A 15,889-nucleotide genomic window follows, 5' to 3' on the forward strand; every position below is an offset into this window, starting at 1 on the left:
ACGGCGGGGCGCCCCGGCGGTGCGAGGGGCGGCCGATATGATCGACGCATGGATGAGAAGGCGCTTCTGGAGCTGGTGGCGGAGATCCTCGAGGTCGAGGTGGACGAGGTCGCACTGACCGATGAGCTGGACGCGGTGGGCTGGGACTCGCTCGCGAACATCAGCTTCATCGCGGAGGTCGACGAGGCGATCGGCGTGACGATCGATGCGGACGAGCTCGCGAACGCGAAGACCGTCTCCGACCTGCACGCACTCACCCGTGCCGGTGCCTGAGACCTCCGACTACCTGCACCTCGACGGCCGCGCGGTCGTCGTCACGGGCGCAACCTCGGGCATCGGTCGGCAGACCGCGATCCACCTCTCGCGTCACGGCGCCCGGGTCGCGCTGATCGGACGCCGCGAGGCCGAGCTGGAGGAGAGCCGCGACCTGCTCGCGGGCGAGGGGCACCTGCTGGCGCCGTTCGACCTGACCGACCACGCGGGCGTCGCGGCGCTGCTGCGCGGGATCGCCGCGGAGCTCGGACCGCTCGACGGCCTGGTGCACGCGGCGGGCGTCCACGTGACCGCTCCGCTGCGGATCGCGACGGCCGATCAGACCTCGGCCGTGTTCGACATCAACGTCACGAGCGCGCTGATGCTCGCGAAGGCGTTCCGTCACCCCAAGGTGCGCGCCGAGTCGTCGAGCATCGTCCTGCTGTCGTCGGCGGTCGGCCTGGTCGGGGAAGCCGGAGTGAGCGCGTACGCCGCGAGCAAGGCCGCCGTGGCGTCCCTCGGCAAATCGCTCGCGCTCGAGCTGGCGCGGGAGGGTGTGCGCGTCAACAGCATCGCCGCCGGGATCGTCGAGACCGCGCTGACCGAACGGCTGCGCGCCTCGGTGGGTGCCGCGGCCTGGGACGAGATCGAGGCGGCGCACCCGCTCGGCCTCGGCACCGTGGAAGACGTGGCGGGGGCGGCGCTGTATCTGCTCTCCCCGGTCTCGCGCTGGGTCACCGGTTCGGTGATGGTGGTGGACGGCGGGTACACCGCGAGGTGACCGCTCCCGGCCCGTAGACTGGGGGCATGGGTGCCCGCATCGCTGCCGTCGACTACTACCTGCCCGAGGCCGTCCTCAGCAATGAGGATCTCTCCCGAGAGTTCCCGGAGTGGAGCGTCGAGAAGATCTCCGGCAAGACCGGGATCGACCGCCGCCACATCTCCGGTCCCGACGAGTTCTCGTCCGACCTGGCCATCGCGGCCGCGCGGCGTCTGTTCGAGCGCGAGGGCATCGACCCCCAGTCGATCGACTACGTGATCCTCTGCACGCAGAGCCCCGACTACTACCTCCCCTCGACCGCCTGCATCGTGCAGGACGCCCTGGGCATCCCGACCTCGGCGGGCGCGACCGACATCACGCTCGGCTGCTCCGGCTACATCTACGCCCTGGGCCTCGCCAAGGGCCTGATCGAGTCGGGCCAGGCGGCGAACGTCCTGGTCGTCACGGCCGACACGTACACGAAGTTCATCAACCCGGCCGACAAGTCCGTGCGCACGATCTTCGGCGACGGCGCGGCCGCGACCCTCGTGACCGCGGACGGCTCCGACACCTCGCTCACCGCCATGACGTACGGCACGGACGGCTCGGGCGGCAAGAGCCTCATCGTCCCGAACGGCGGGCTGCGCGCGGGCGCTGCGCTCCAGCCGAAGGCGGACACGGCCGTGCGGGAGCTCGTCGCCTCGGGCTACGACCTGTACATGGACGGCCCCGACATTTTCAACTTCACCCTCCGCGTGGTGCCGGAGACGGTCGAGGAGATCCTCGCCAAGGCGCAGCTGGAGCAGGACGACATCGACCTGTTCGTGTTCCACCAGGCGAACGCCTTCATGCTCGAGCACCTGCGCAAGAAGCTCAAGGTGCCCGCCGAGAAGTTCTTCGTGTCGCTCGCCGAGTCCGGCAACACGGTGTCGTCGACCATCCCGATCGCGCTCGCCGACGCCGAACGCCAGGGCGCCCTGGTGCCCGGTATGCGCGTGATGCTCCTCGGCTTCGGTGTCGGTCTCTCCTGGGGTGGGCTGGTCGCGACGTGGTGAGCGCCTCCGCCCCGCGCCCGACGCTCCTCATCCTGTCCTTCGTGCCGATCGACGGTGACCCGCGCGTCATCAAGCAGGTGCGCCGCTTCGTCGACGAGTACGACGTGACGACGTGCTCGCCCGGACCGTCGCCGCACCCCGGCGTCACGCACGTCGAGATCCGTGGCGACCTCCCGCCCAAGCAGGACATCGTGACCAGGGTGCGCGACGAGTTCGCGCGGCGGACCGAGGGGTTCCGCCGGATGTACTTCCAGTCGCCCGGTGTGCTCGAGACCATCCACCTGCTGCGCGGGCGGCGCTTCGACGCGGTGATCGCCAACGACGCCGAGACCGTGGGCGTCGCGTGCCGGCTCTTCGGCGCCGACCGCGTGCACGCCGACCTGCACGAGTTCTTCCCGGACATGGGCTTCGAGGACACGCCGCTCGGCCGTCGGCACCAGCGCTACTGGTCGTGGATGACGAAGCACCTGGTGTCGCAGGCGCACTCGTCCACGACGGTCGGCGGCGAGATCGCCAAGCGGTACCACGAGTACGGCCTCCAGCCCGGGGTGGTGACGAACTCGACGCACCTGCGCGACCTCCCGTACCGTCCCGTGGGTTCCGCGATCCGGCTCGTGCACAGCGGCAACCCGTTCCACGAGCGCAGCCTCGGCGAGATCATGCGTGCGGTGGCGGCGTCCCCGGTCGAGGTCACCTTCGACCTCTACCTCACGTGGCAGCCCGAGAAGACGCGCTCCGAGTTCGTGGCGCTCGCCGAGGAGCTGGGGCCGCGGATCACGGTGCACGACCCCGTGCCGCAGTCCGTGCTCATCGAGACGCTCAACGAGTACGACCTCGGCATCCACATCCTGCAGCCGGTGAGCACCAACAACGTGATGGCACTGCCGAACAAGTTCTTCGACTACGTCCAGGCGCGCCTCGGCATCGTTGTCGGCCCGTCGGTCGAGATGGCGCGCATCGTGCGCGACCATGGCCTCGGCGTCGTCACGGACGGCTTCGACGAGGCATCGATCGCCGCGACCATCGACGCGCTCACCCCCGAGCGCGTCGACGGGTTCAAGCAGGCCGCGATGCGGGCGGCCGATGCGCTCTCCGCGGAGCGGCAGGTCGAGGTGTGGGCGCGGGCCGTGGAGGAGATCGTCGCCGGCTCGGCGGGCCGTGCCTGACGTCGGGGCGCGGGCGTATCGCCTCGCGCAGAAGCTCGTGCCCTCGTCGATCGCGGGGTACGTGCTCCCCGGGCACGTGCGCCAGTTCCGCGAGACCGGTGTCACCGTGGCCCGCGACGCCCCGCGGCGACTGCTCATCGCGCCGGTGAACTCGGCGGGGCAGGGGTACGCGTGGGCGCGCGCCGCCGAGACGCTGCCCGGCGTCGCCGCCGCCAGCGCCATGTTCCGCGGGGGTGACGACGTGTTCGGGTTCCACGCCGATCACCTCATCCCCGCGACGGCACTGGTCGGCAACGCTCGCTGGCGCCGGGCGCAGCACCGCGCGATCCTTCAGGGCTTCACGCACGTGCTGATCGAATCCGGGCGTCACCTGTCCGAGCTCGACGGCGACCCGCTGGAGCTGGTGCGAGAGCTGCAGGCGGCGGGGGTCCGCGTGGCGCTCGTGTGGCACGGGAGCGACATCCGTCTCCCGAGTGCGCACGCCGCGCGCGAGCCGGACTCGCCCTTCCACGGTGATCGCTATGCCGGGACAGCCGTGCTCGAGGAGATCGCCGAGCGGCACGCGCGCTTCGCAGAGGCCGCCGGGGTGCCCGTGTTCGTCTCGACTCCGGATCTGCTGCCGTTCGCGCCGGGTGCCACCTGGCTCCCCGTCGTGGTGGATCCGCGATCCTGGGCCGCGGCGGGGAACCGCCCTGCGCTCTCGGGCGACGGGCCACTGCGCGTCGTGCACGCCCCGTCGAGCGCCGGCCTGAAGGGCAGCGACCGCATCGCCGCAGCCGTGCAGCGGCTCGAGGCCGAGGGCCTCATCGACTACACCGAGGTGCGGGGCGTCCCCGCCGAGCGGATGCCGGAGCTGTACGGCGGCGCCGACGTCGTCCTCGACCAGTTCCTCGCCGGTGCCTACGGCGTCGCGGTGTGCGAGGCACTGGCGGCCGGTCGCCTGGTGGTCAGCCACGTGTCGGACGAGACCCGCGGTGCGGTGCGCGCGGCCAGCGGACACGAGCTCCCCGTGGTGCAGGCCAGGGCGGCGGAGCTGGAAAGCGTGCTGCGCGAGGTCGCCGCGAATCGCGCGCGCTCTGCGACGCGAGCCGCCGCGGGGCCGGCGTTCGTGCGCGCGGTGCACGACGGGACGATGTCGGCGGAGGCGCTGCGGCCGTTCCTCGACGCGTGAGCCGCCGGGCTCCGTAGAGTAGATGCTCGTGAAGATCGTCAGCGTCGTCGGCGCGCGCCCCCAGTTCGTCAAGCTCGCCCCGATCCACCATGCCGCCCGCGCGGCCGGGGTGGAGCACGTGATCGTGCACACCGGACAGCACTACGACCCGCTGCTGTCTGACGTGTTCTTCGAGGATCTGGGGATCGGCGCCCCCGACGTGCACCTCGGCGTGGGCAGCGGCTCGCACGGCGTGCAGACCGGAGCGATGCTGGGTGCCCTCGACGCGGTGTTCGACGAGCACCGCCCCGACTGGGTGCTGGTGTACGGCGACACGAACTCGACCGTGGCGGCGGCGCTGAGCGCGGTCAAGCTGCACATCCCTGTGGCGCACCTGGAGGCGGGGCTGCGCAGCTTCAACCGTCGCATGCCGGAGGAGCACAACCGCGTGCTGACCGACCACGCCGCCGACCTTCTTCTCGCACCGACGCAGGTCGCCGTCGACCACCTCACGCGCGAAGGGCTGGCCGAGCGCACCGTGCTGGTGGGCGATGTGATGACCGATGTGCTGTTCGACGTGCGCGACCGTGTCGCCCGGCGTGCCGCCGACGAGGGGGAGCGCCTGGACGCCGCCGAGGGGAAGTACTACCTGGCGACGATCCACCGCGCCGAGAACACCGATGACCCGGCGCGGCTGCGGCAGGTGGTCGAGGCCCTGGCGGGGCTCGACCGTCCCGTCGTGCTGCTGGCCCACCCGCGCGTGGTGGCCAAGGCGGCCGCGCACGGCATCGACCTCGACCGCGGCTCGCTCACCTCCCGCCCGCCGCTCGCCTACCCCGACCTGATCGCGGCCGCGGCGGCGAGTGCCGGTGTGGTGACCGACTCGGGCGGGCTGCAGAAGGAGGCGTTCCTGCTGCGCGTGCCGTGCACGACCGTGCGCACCGAGACGGAGTGGGTCGAGACGGTGGAGCTGGGCTGGAACGTGCTCGCGAACACGCGCGAGGAGATCGCGGCGGCCGTGACGCGTCCTCGACCGGCGGTCACGGACGCGGCACCGTACGGCGACGGGCACGCCGCCGAGCGCGTGATCGCGGTGCTGTCCGAGCGTCGCTGAGGCCCACCCGCGAGGAGCCGGGTACCCGCGCCGGAATATACTCGAACCCATGCGTATCGCCGTCGTGGCCCTCGGAAAGATCGGCCTGCCCCTCGCCGTCCAGTTCGCCAGCAAGGGACACGACGTGGTCGGGGTCGACGTCAATGCGGCCCTCGTCGACAGCGTCAACCGGGGCGTCGAGCCGTTCCCCGGCGAGGCGCAGCTGCAGGAGAAGCTGACGGCGGCGCTCGAGGCCGGACGGCTGCGGGCGACGACCGACTACGCGGAGGCGATCCCCGGGGCTGATGCCGTGGTCGTGGTCGTGCCGCTGTTCGTGAACGAGGAGACCGCGGAGCCCGAGTTCGGGTGGATGGACGCGGCCACCCGCTCGCTCGCCGAGCACCTGACCCCCGGCACGCTGGTGTCGTACGAGACCACGCTGCCGGTCGGGGTGACGCGCGGCCGCTGGAAGCCCCTGCTCGAGGAGGTCTCCGGGCTGCGCGAGGGGGAGGACTTCCACGTGGTGTTCTCCCCGGAGCGTGTGTTCTCGGGGCGGATCTTCGCCGACCTGCGCAAGTACCCCAAGCTGATCGGCGCGCTCTCCGACGAGGGGGCCCGCCGCGCCGTCGCGTTCTACGAGTCGGTGCTCGACTTCGACGAGCGTCCCGACCTGCCGCGCACGAACGGGGTGTGGGACCTGCAGAGCGCCGAGGCGGCCGAGATGGCCAAGCTCGCCGAGACCACCTACCGCGACGTGAACATCGGCCTGGCGAACCAGTTCGCCCTCTTCGCGGGTGCCAACGGCATCGACGTGTACCAGGTGATCGAGGCGTGCAACTCGCAGGTCTTCAGTCACATCCACCGCCCCGGCATCGCGGTGGGCGGCCACTGCATCCCGGTCTACCCCAAGCTGTACCTGTCGACCGACCCCGACGCCGACATCGTGCGCACGGCGCGCGTGTTCAACGAGTCGATGCCAGAGCGCCTGGTGGCTCAGGCCGAGGGCATGCTCGGCGACCTGTCCGGACTCCGGGCGGTCGTGCTGGGCGCGGCGTACCGCGGCGGGGTGAAGGAGACCGCGTTCTCCGGTGTCTTCCCCACCGTCGAGGCACTGCGACGCCGTGGCGCCGAGGTGCGCGTGCACGACCCGCTGTACACGGACGACGAGCTGCGCGCCCTGGGACTCGAGCCCTACGCGCTCGGGGAGGGCGTCGACCTCGCGATCGTGCAGACCGATCACGCCGAGTACCGCACGCTCCGTCCCGTCCAGCTGCCGGGCGTGCGGCTCCTGGTCGACGGCCGCGCCGTGACCGACGCGGAGGCCTGGGCCGGCACGCCGCGCATGGTCGTCGGCGCCGGCCGCGCCTCCGCCACGGTCTGACGACCCGCGACCGGGCGCCGCGGCTGAAGCTCCCAGCCGCGCGCCGATACGATTGAGGCATGGATCTTCTCGTCGTCGGGTCGGGTTTCTTCGGCCTCACCATCGCTGAGCGTGCCGCGGAAGCCGGCCGCAAGGTGACCGTCATCGACCGCCGCCCCCACATCGGCGGCAACGCCTACAGTGAGGCGGAACCCGAGACGGGGATCGAGGTGCACCGCTACGGGGCGCACCTGTTCCACACGTCGAACGCGACCGTGTGGGAGTACGTCAACCGCTTCACCACGTTCACGAACTACGTGCACCGGGTCTACACGACCCACAAGGGCACCGTGTTCCCGATGCCGGTGAACCTGGGCACGATCAACCAGTTCTTCCAGGCGGCCTACACGCCGGACCAGGCGCGTGCTCTGGTGAAGGAGCAGGCGGGGGAGTTCGACGTGAAGTCCGCCGCGAACTTCGAGGAGAAGGGCATCGCGCTCGTCGGCCGTCCGCTGTTCGAGGCGTTCTTCCGCGACTACACCGCCAAGCAGTGGCAGACCGACCCGCAGAAGCTGTCCGGCGACATCATCAGCCGCCTGCCCGTGCGCTACACGTACGACAACCGTTACTTCAACGACACGTGGGAGGGACTGCCGACCGACGGGTACACCGCGTGGCTCGAGCGCATGGCGGACCACCCCCGCATCGAGGTGAAGCTCGGCGTCGACTACTTCGACGAGGCGCAGCCGCTGAACAAGAGGGCGACCGTCGGCCAGGTGCCCGTGGTCTACACGGGGCCGGTCGACCGCTACTTCGACTATGCGGAGGGCGCCCTGAGCTGGCGCACGCTCGACTTCGAGCAGGAGGTGCTGAACGTCCGCGACTTCCAGGGCACCAGCGTCATGAACTACCCCGACATGGACGTGCCCTACACGCGCATCCACGAGTTCAAGCACTTCCACCCGGAGCGCAAAGACGTCTACGACTCCGACAAGACCGTCATCATGCGCGAGTTCTCCCGCTTCGCCGAGCGCGAGGACGAGCCCTACTACCCGGTGAACACGCCGACCGACCGCGAGGGGCTGCTGGCCTACCGCGAGCTGGCGAAGGGCGAGAAGGACGTGCACTTCGGCGGGCGTCTGGGCACGTACCAGTACCTCGACATGCACATGGCCATCGGGTCGGCGCTGTCGCTCTGGAACAACACTCTCTCCTAGACTCGGAACCGTGAGTCACGCTGCTGTCGGGGCGCCCGGGACGCCCCGGCGCTATCTGCATTCGCTGTGGCTGCTGTCCGCCCGCGACCTGAAGGTGCGGTACGCGACGAGCGCCCTCGGCTACCTGTGGTCGGTGCTAGATCCGCTGGTGATGAGCGCCATCTACTGGTTCGTGTTCACGCAGGTGTTCCATCGGAGCGTGGGCGAGGACCCGTACATCGTGTTCCTCATCGTGGCGCTGCTGCCGTGGGTGTGGTTCAACACCTCGGTGTCGGATTTTACGAGGGCGTTCAAGAAGGATTCGCGTCTCGTGCGCTCGACGGCGATCCCGCGGTCGATCTGGGTCAACCGCATCGTGCTGAGCAAGGGCATCGAGTTCCTGTTCTCGATCCCCGTGCTGGTGCTGTTCGCGGTGTTCAGCGGAGCCACGGTGAACGTGATGCTGCTGTGGTTCCCGGTCGCGCTCCTCCTGCAGATCATGCTGCTGGTCGGGCTCGGTCTGCTGGTCGCGCCGCTGTGCGTGCTGTACACGGATCTGGAGCGGACGACGGCGCTGATCCTCCGCGCGCTGTTCTACGCCTCGCCCGTCATCTACAGCTTCGAAGACCTCCCGGCGCCCTTCGACGTGATCGGGGCGTTCAACCCGCTCGCCGGGATCTTCACGCTCTACCGCGTGGGCTTCTTCCCCGATCTGTGGGACCCGATGCCGGTGATCGTGAGCGTCGTGATGTGCGTGGTCATCCTGGCGCTCGGCGTGTGGACGTTCCGGAGCCTCGAGCGCCCGGTGCTGAAGGAACTGTGATGTCTGCGGCTGCACGCGTGCTCATCGCTGAGCTCGACGCGCCCGCCCAGGCGGCGCTCTTCGACGGGGCTGCCGATGCGCGGGAGGCGATCACCGAGCTGACGGGGATGCTCCGGATCGGCATGCTCGTCTCCAGCGAGATCCTGGTGACCGACGCCATGCTGCTCGACGGGGCGTACTTCCTGACGCTGGGTCCGGACGGTGTCATGCGGGAGCTCGGCGCGACGCCGGGACGGTATCCCCTCACGATCACGGGCGTGCACCCGACGCTGCGCGAAGGTCTGGATGCTCGGCTCGCGAACGACGCGTTCCACTGGTCGCTTCCCGCTCTGCGCGGTGCGGTCGGGATCCCGGCGGAGGTCCGCCGCGGGTGGGACGAATGGCTGCGGTTCGTCGAGACGGGGATCATCCGGTACGAGCAGCAGACGGGTGGCGACGCACCCTTGCGCACGGGCACTCCGCCGGCCTCGTCGCCGGAGGCGCTGCGCGTGATCGCCGACGCGCGACTCGACGAGGTGCGGTTCCGCAGCGTGGCGTGGCAGCGCATCGAGGCGCTCCCGCTCGCGGAGGCCGATCGGGAGGCGGTGCGTCGCTGGTGGGGCGACGCGTACCTGCGCATGATCGCGGAGAACGCGGGAGCGGACTGGGTGACGTTCGGCGCCGAGGCCGACGGGCACCTCGCTCGCGCCGCGCACGACGTGGAGCTGCCGCTGTCGACGACGCTGGTCGCGTGGGCGCGGGAGTCCACCCCCGCCACGATCGCGGTCGCCTGGGACGCCTCTCATCGTCAGCGGCACCGCCTGCGCGAGCGGCCGACGTGGTCGCGCATGCGCGGGCTCGCTTTTGCGGCCACCCAGGTGACGGCCGTGTCGTCGCGGGGCTTCGTGCTGCTGACGTCGATCGCGAAGCTCGTCATCGCGCTCTGCGTGGTCGCCCTCGCCGTGCCAGGCCTCGGGCTCGGCTCCGTGGACAACGTCTGGACCTGGGTGGCCTTCGTCGGCGCCATCGCCACGACCGTGCCCTTCGACTCGCTCGGTGCCCTCAGGGAGCTTCTCGTCCGCGATCCGCAGGCACGGTTCGTCCTGCACAGGGGAGCGCGCTCATGACCGATGGATTCACCCCGGTGTACGCGAGCTCCGACGGGCTCCCGGTGCGGCTCGAGGCCGCCGCGCGGCGCGCCGCCGACGGGTCCGCCTACACGCACCACCGCCTCGTCGTCTCCGACGGGCGAGCAGGAGCGGTGATCGTGGCCCGCGACGCGGATCGGCTGCTGCTCGTGCTGAGCGCCCGGGAAGCCGCGGAGGCCGAGCTCTGGGAGCTCCCTCGCGGGGCGGGAGAAGCCGATGAGACGGCCGCCGAGACCGCCCTCAGAGAGCTGCGGGAGGAGACCGGCCTGCGCGGCCGCGACCCGCAGGTGCTGGGGTCGTACGTGACCGACTCGTCGATCTTCCCTCAGGAGGTCGCCGTCGTGGAGTGCCGCATCGACCAGGACGCGCCGGCGACCGTGCCGGACGGGGAAGTCTCCGACCGGCGCTGGCTGCCGCTCGCGGAACTGGCGCATGCCGTGCAGGACGGGACGATCCGTGATGCCCACACGCTCGCGGCCATCGCCGTCCTCTCATCGAGGGGGGAGCTGTGATGTCCGCGGCAATCGAGGTACAGGGGCTCGGCGTCCGTTTCCGCCGCAACCGGAGGGGGCGGCGCAGCTTCAAGGACCTGTTCAGCGGGGCATCGCGCCGTTCGCGCCCCGGCGAGTTCTGGGCGTTGCGCGACGTCTCGTTCACGGTGCAGCCGGGGGAGTCGATCGGTGTGGTCGGCCGCAATGGACAGGGGAAGTCGACGCTGCTGCGCTTGGTCGCCGGCGTGCTGCTCCCCGATGAGGGGTCGGTGCATGTCAACGGAGGCGTGGCGCCGCTCATCGAGATCACCGGCGGTTTCGTCGGTGATCTGACGGTGCGGGAGAACGTGCGTCTCACCGCGGGTCTCCACGGCATGTCGCGCGACGAGGTCTCGCGCCGCTACGACGACATCATCGCGTTCGCCGAGCTCGCCGGCTTCGAGGAGACGCCCTACAAGCACCTCTCCAACGGCATGAAGGTGCGGCTGGCGTTCTCTGTCGTGTCACAGCTCGACGAGCCGATCCTCCTCGTCGACGAGGTCCTCGCCGTCGGTGACAAGGCGTTCCGCGACAAGTGCTACAAACGCATCGACGAGCTGCTCGCGGAGGGGCGCACGCTGTTCTTCGTGAGCCACAACGAGCGCGACCTGCGCCGGTTCTGCACGCGCGGGCTGTACCTCGACAAGGGCGCGCTCGCGCTGGACGCACCGATCGGCGAGGTGCTCGACCGCTACAACGCCGACTACGCGGTCTGAGCCTCCACGCCCGCACGGTCGGGGCGAGGTCGCCGGGGCTCAGAGGCCGACGAGGCTCCGCAGGCTCTGCGCCGCCGTGCGCGCGGCATCGACCGCGCCGGCGGTGTTCCCGCCGTCGGTGATCGCCGTCCGCAGCTCGCTGAGCCGCTGCGTGTACGAGGCGGTGCCGTCGCGCCAGCTGTCCGCGATCGACGACGGTGCCGGGAGGTCGGACAGGCGTCGCGCGTCTTCCTGCAGTGTGTCCACCACGGGCAGTGCGTCCTGACCACTCGCGCCCGCGACGATGTCGAGCCCGCGCAGCGCGTCGGCCAGCGGCCCGGAGACCTGTCCGCGGAAAGCCTCCACGGTGGGGTCGACGACCGGCGGCTGCGTCACGATCGGCGTCTGGCTCGGCTGCGGGCCCGCCGTCGGCGTGGCCGTGGGCGTCGGCGTCGCGGTCGGCGTGGGGGTCGAGCTCGGCGAGGGCGAGGCGCTCGGTCCGGGCGTCGGGCCGTCTCCGCGAGGCAGGAGGAAGAACAGCAGGGCACCGATGATCGCGAGGGCGAGCACCGAGAGGCCGACGATCAGCCACACCCGCCCCTTGCGCTCAGGGGTGGGCGGAAGCGGGGCCCAGCGGAGCTCCGGCTGCGGTTCCTGCGGATCGGTCACGTCATGCCTCCAGAGGGGTCATCGGCTGCCACGACCGGTCGCGGCCCACGCGGCCGCCGTCGCGGATCCCGCGGAACAGGTTGCTCGTGCCCCGCACCGTGCGCTCGACGAAGACGAGCCGGATGAGCTCCTTCGCGAACGTCGCCGCGGTGCCGAGGCCGAACAGCACAGGGTTGTACACGCCGTGGACGCGGTAGTACTGCTTGATGAAGCCGCGGTTGCGCATGATGTAGTACCGGTAGGCGTTGCTCGACGCGTTCATGTGCCGGATGCCCATGTCCCACTGCTTGATCTCGCGCGTGCGACGCAGCACGAACTCGTCCACGATGACCGCGGTGGTCAGGCGCGAGGCCAGCCAGCCGTACATCTGGTCGTCCCAGTAGATGAAGAACCGCGGGTCGGGGAGCCCGATCTGCTGCACGATCGAGCGGTGGATGAACATGCCCTCGAAGCAGCCGCTGTTCATGTGCTTGTAGCCCGACTCGTCGAAGCCGGCCGGGGCGAACGGGATCGGGATGCCCATGCGCTCGGCGATGCGGTACTGCCAGTAGAACTCGCTGCCGTCGTAGTCGTACCGGCGGCCCTGGATGCTCTTGAAGCGCGGCGCCCAGCGGCCCATCCTGGCGAGGCCGTCCGGCAGCACCTCCACGTCGTCGTCCATCATCCAGATCCACTCGGACCCGAGCTCGTACGCGGTGCGCATGCCCTCGCTGAAGCCTCCGGACCCGCCCGTGTTCGTCTGCAGGCGCCGGTACACGATCTCGGTGCCGATGTCGTCACGGAACGACTCGACCACGTCGGTGGTGTCGTCGGCCGACGCGTTGTCGATGATGACCACGCGGCCCGGCTTCGGGTCCATCGCGGTGATGCTGGTGAGCAGCCCGGACAACAGGTGCGAACGGTTGAAGGTGACGATGACGATGGTCGCTGCGGTGGGGTCGAATGCAGCGGGGGCCGCGGTCATGCCTTCTCCTCGAAGATCTGCTGCCAGGACTGGGGGGAGACGAGATCGGGCATCGCCTCGCGGTAGCGCGCCCGCAGCTCCGGCCACCGGCGCCGGAGCTCGGCGTGCAGCCGGACGCTCTCGCGCAGCATGCGGCGGTACTGGCGGCGGTCGCGCGTGTAGATGTTCTTTCCGGAGCCGTCGGCCGTGCTCACCAGCACGCTGTCGAAGGAGGGGACGCGCCACCACTGGGCATCCTCCTTGCCGAACTCGGCCTCCGGCTGCACGACGTTCGCCGGGTGCGGACGGTGCATCCAGTGCGACACCAGCGTGGTCAGCGTGAACCAGCGCAGCCGCAGACCGGTCGGGTTGTCGAGGTCGTTCTTCGACACCTGCTTGTACACCTGGCGCCCGCGACGCGAGTAGAGCACGCGCGACGGGTCGCGGTGCACCACGGTCTCGGGGAACTCGGCGGCGAGGGCCCGCGCGGCGGGCATCGCGGTACGGATGTTCCGGCGCATGTGCTCCGGCCCCGACAGCACGTCGCGCAGCGCCCTGGCACGGAGGGCGACCGGGTAGTACTGCATCATCATCAGGTGCTTGAGGTCGACGCGCCGGCTGTGCCGGAGCAGGCGACCTCCGCGCGGGACCTCCGAGTGCAGGAGCCCGGCCACGATGCGGTTCCTGGCATGGAAGTAGGCCTGCCAGTCGATCGTGTCGTCCTTGTTCACCCAGGAGACGTGCCACAGGGCGACGCCCGGCATCGAGACGGTGGGGAATCCGGCCTCCCCGGCGCGCAGGCAGAACTCCGCGTCGTCCCATTTGATGAACGCGGGGAGGGCGAGGCCGACCGCACGGACCGCCTCGACCGGGATGAGGCACATCCACCAGCCGTTGTAGTCGGCGTCCATGCGCATGTGCAGCAGCGTCGACTGGCGCAGGTTCGACACCCCGAAGTCGTGCGGCATCTGCTCCTGGTACAGGTTGCGCCACATGAACGGCGCCTGGTCGACCACCTCGGCCCACCCGTGCAGCTTGGGCCGGTCGAGCAGATCGAACATGTGGCCGCCCACCAGCACGGGCGTGGTCGCGTACTGTCCGAACACGATCGACCGGCGCAGCGACTCCGGCTCCAGGCGCACGTCGTCGTCGAGCAGCTGCACGAAGTCGCTCTCCGGGCGCTGCAGCGTTTCGTGCATCGCCCTGGCGAAGCCGCCGGAGCCGCCCAGGTTCGGCTGCCGGATCACCCGCAGGGTCTCGCCGAGGCGTTCGGCGACGTCGTCGTAGCCGTCCTGCTCCTGGACCAGCTGCGTGCCCTGGTCGACGAGGAAGATGCGGTCGACGAACTCGAGGGCATCGGGCGAGGCGGCCAGGGCGCGCAGCGTCTCGACGCAGTAGTCGGGCTTGTTGAACGTGGTGATCCCGAGCGAGGCCTTGCCGGTGCGGGCCGGCTCGTGCTCGGTGGTCCACTCGGCGCCCTCCAGCACGGCAGGCTTCTCGTCGGCGACCACGTCGAACCAGATCCATCCGCCGTCGCTGTACTGCGTCAGCGCCAGGTCGAACGACGTCGTGGCCTCTCCGGTGACCTCGCGTGTGGCGACCCGCTGGCGCACGCCGCTGCCGTTCGAGCGGTAGACGAGGATCGTGGCGGGTCCGGTCGTGCGGACCGTGAGCTGCACCTCGCGCACGCTCGTCCAGTGCTGCCAGTACGACGCGGGGAAGGCGTTGAAGTAGGTGCCGAGGGAGACGCGGCGACCGGCGACGATGCGCGCACGGTGACGGCCGAGGATGTTGCCCAGGTGCGCCCTGTTGGACACCCGGACGGGCTCGTTCTCGATCACGGACCAGGTCTCGGGGTCGGCGTAGAGCGGGAGCAGGTCGGGGTCGCGATCGAGCGGGAAGACGACATTCTGAAGGACGTGGGCCACAGGGAGGTTCTCCGATGTTGGTGTCGCGGGACGCCGCCGGTGGGCAGCGCGCGACTCGACGAGCAGTGAGTAGCCTACCGTTCGTCACCTCGGGATCCGCGGAGAGCCTCCCCGGTCGCGCCCAGCCCGCCTGGTTAGACTGACCGCGATGAAGGTACTGATCACCGGCGGCGCCGGCTACATCGGATCGACCGTGGCGACGGCATGCATCGAGGCCGGGATCGAGGTCGTCGTGCTCGACGACCTCTCCAAGGGGCTCGAGGTGTTCGGCGACGGACGCAACCTCTACGTCGGCGACATCGCCGATCACGCGGTGCTGGACCGGCTGCTGGCCGACCACCCCGACATCGACGCCGTCGTCCACTGCGCGGCGCGCGTGGTCGTGCCGGAGTCGGTCGCCGACCCCCTGGGCTACTACGACAGCAACGTGGGCAAGACGATCGTGCTGCTGCAGCGGCTGCGCGACGCGGGTGTCCCGCGCGTCGTGTTCAGCTCCTCGGCCTCGGTGTACGCGGGGGAGTCGGGTGACGGCGTCGACGAGAGCGGTGCCCTGGCGCCCGCGAGCCCCTACGCGACCACCAAGGCCATGGTGGAGCAGATCCTCGCCGACGCAGCGGCCGCCGGCGACTTCCGGGCGATCGCGCTGCGCTACTTCAACCCGATCGGCGCCGACCCCCGCCTGCGCACGGGGCTGCAGAACCCCACGCCCTCGCACGCGCTGGGCAAGATCATGCAGGCGCACGCCTCGGGCGAGCCCTTCACCATCACCGGCACCGACTGGGCCACGCGCGACGGCTCCGGGCTGCGCGACTACGTGCACGTCTGGGACCTGGCTCTCGCGCACGTCGCCGCGGTGCAGCGGTTCGACCGCGTGGCCACGCCCGACGAGCCGTACCAGGTGATCAACCTGGGCACGGGCGACGGCGTCACGGTGCGCGAGCTCGTGCAGGCGTTCGAGCGGGTCACGGGCGAGGTGCTGCCGGTGGTCGAGACCGGCCGACGCCCGGGCGACCAGGCGGGCGCGTACGCGATCGTCGACCGTGCCGCCGCGGTGCTGGACTGGCGCGCCGAGCGCTCGGTCGACGACGGTGTGCGCGATGCACTGGCCTGGTCGGAGAAGCTCCGCTCGCTGCGCTGACTTC

The 15,889-nt window shown here is 70.5% G+C and carries 16 protein-coding genes; 13 read left to right on the top strand and 3 right to left on the bottom strand.

Annotated elements, in window-relative coordinates; translation table 11 throughout:
• The first annotated feature begins 48 nt into the window (after nt 1-48).
• The 12 genes from ACFWCH_RS11810 to ACFWCH_RS11865 are packed head-to-tail and all read left to right on the top strand — an operon-like array spanning nt 49 to nt 11,228.
• Nucleotides 49-273, top strand: a complete 225-nt coding sequence (locus ACFWCH_RS11810) for an acyl carrier protein (RefSeq protein ID WP_136029893.1) — start codon at nt 49-51, stop codon at nt 271-273.
• Nucleotides 266-1,033, top strand: coding sequence for an SDR family NAD(P)-dependent oxidoreductase (locus ACFWCH_RS11815; RefSeq protein WP_378803574.1), 768 nt, complete (start codon nt 266-268; stop codon nt 1,031-1,033). Before ACFWCH_RS11810 ends, ACFWCH_RS11815 begins: the two co-directional genes overlap by 8 nt.
• 26 nt (nt 1,034-1,059) lie before the next feature.
• Nucleotides 1,060-2,067 (top strand): ketoacyl-ACP synthase III, encoded by a 1,008-nt coding sequence (locus ACFWCH_RS11820; protein ID WP_206251487.1) that lies wholly within the window; start codon nt 1,060-1,062, stop codon nt 2,065-2,067.
• Nucleotides 2,064-3,233 (top strand): glycosyltransferase family 1 protein, encoded by a 1,170-nt coding sequence (locus ACFWCH_RS11825; protein WP_366626882.1) that lies wholly within the window; start codon nt 2,064-2,066, stop codon nt 3,231-3,233. Before ACFWCH_RS11820 ends, ACFWCH_RS11825 begins: the two co-directional genes overlap by 4 nt.
• Nucleotides 3,226-4,404, top strand: coding sequence for a hypothetical protein (locus tag ACFWCH_RS11830; protein ID WP_378803575.1), 1,179 nt, complete (start codon nt 3,226-3,228; stop codon nt 4,402-4,404). Before ACFWCH_RS11825 ends, ACFWCH_RS11830 begins: the two co-directional genes overlap by 8 nt.
• Nucleotides 4,405-4,432: 28 nt before the next feature.
• Nucleotides 4,433-5,497, top strand: a complete 1,065-nt coding sequence (wecB, locus tag ACFWCH_RS11835) for a non-hydrolyzing UDP-N-acetylglucosamine 2-epimerase (protein WP_378803576.1) — start codon at nt 4,433-4,435, stop codon at nt 5,495-5,497.
• Nucleotides 5,498-5,546: 49 nt separating this feature from the next.
• On the top strand, nt 5,547-6,857 hold the full coding sequence (locus ACFWCH_RS11840) for a nucleotide sugar dehydrogenase (RefSeq protein ID WP_378803577.1): 1,311 nt from the start codon (nt 5,547-5,549) through the stop codon (nt 6,855-6,857).
• Between the two features lie 59 nt (nt 6,858-6,916).
• Nucleotides 6,917-8,053, top strand: coding sequence for a UDP-galactopyranose mutase (gene glf, locus ACFWCH_RS11845; protein WP_136029879.1), 1,137 nt, complete (start codon nt 6,917-6,919; stop codon nt 8,051-8,053).
• A 10-nt stretch (nt 8,054-8,063) separates the two neighbouring features.
• On the top strand, nt 8,064-8,855 hold the full coding sequence (locus tag ACFWCH_RS11850; RefSeq protein WP_136029877.1) for an ABC transporter permease: 792 nt from the start codon (nt 8,064-8,066) through the stop codon (nt 8,853-8,855).
• Complete coding sequence (locus tag ACFWCH_RS11855) at nt 8,855-9,961, top strand: hypothetical protein (protein ID WP_168387290.1); 1,107 nt, start codon at nt 8,855-8,857, stop codon at nt 9,959-9,961. The genes ACFWCH_RS11850 and ACFWCH_RS11855 overlap by 1 nt, the downstream gene beginning before the upstream one ends.
• Nucleotides 9,958-10,494 (top strand): NUDIX hydrolase, encoded by a 537-nt coding sequence (locus ACFWCH_RS11860; protein WP_247638603.1) that lies wholly within the window; start codon nt 9,958-9,960, stop codon nt 10,492-10,494. The genes ACFWCH_RS11855 and ACFWCH_RS11860 overlap by 4 nt, the downstream gene beginning before the upstream one ends.
• Entirely contained in the window at nt 10,494-11,228 is a 735-nt protein-coding gene (locus tag ACFWCH_RS11865) for an ABC transporter ATP-binding protein (RefSeq protein WP_136029875.1), read from the top strand. Before ACFWCH_RS11860 ends, ACFWCH_RS11865 begins: the two co-directional genes overlap by 1 nt.
• Nucleotides 11,229-11,267: 39 nt before the next feature.
• Here ACFWCH_RS11865 and ACFWCH_RS11870 read toward each other — a convergent pair whose 3' ends face one another.
• Genes ACFWCH_RS11870 through ACFWCH_RS11880 form a run of 3 tightly spaced genes read right to left on the bottom strand, consistent with a single transcriptional unit; the run spans nt 11,268 to nt 14,747 of the window.
• Complete coding sequence (locus ACFWCH_RS11870) at nt 11,268-11,876, bottom strand: hypothetical protein (RefSeq protein WP_247981498.1); 609 nt, start codon at nt 11,874-11,876, stop codon at nt 11,268-11,270.
• 1 nt (nt 11,877) lies between these two features.
• Nucleotides 11,878-12,840, bottom strand: a complete 963-nt coding sequence (locus tag ACFWCH_RS11875; RefSeq protein WP_136029870.1) for a glycosyltransferase — start codon at nt 12,838-12,840, stop codon at nt 11,878-11,880.
• Entirely contained in the window at nt 12,837-14,747 is a 1,911-nt protein-coding gene (locus ACFWCH_RS11880) for a glycosyltransferase (RefSeq protein ID WP_378803578.1), read from the bottom strand. Before ACFWCH_RS11880 ends, ACFWCH_RS11875 begins: the two co-directional genes overlap by 4 nt.
• 148 nt (nt 14,748-14,895) lie before the next feature.
• On the opposite strand from ACFWCH_RS11880, the gene galE reads away from it, so the two are divergent.
• Nucleotides 14,896-15,885: a UDP-glucose 4-epimerase GalE gene (gene galE / locus ACFWCH_RS11885; protein ID WP_136029866.1), complete on the top strand. Its 990-nt coding sequence runs from the start codon at nt 14,896-14,898 to the stop codon at nt 15,883-15,885.
• The last annotated feature ends 4 nt before the right edge of the window (nt 15,886-15,889 follow it).

It is taken from the genome of Microbacterium sp. NPDC060132 (genome assembly GCF_042729675.1).
GTDB lineage: Bacteria > Actinomycetota > Actinomycetes > Actinomycetales > Microbacteriaceae > Microbacterium > Microbacterium sufflavum.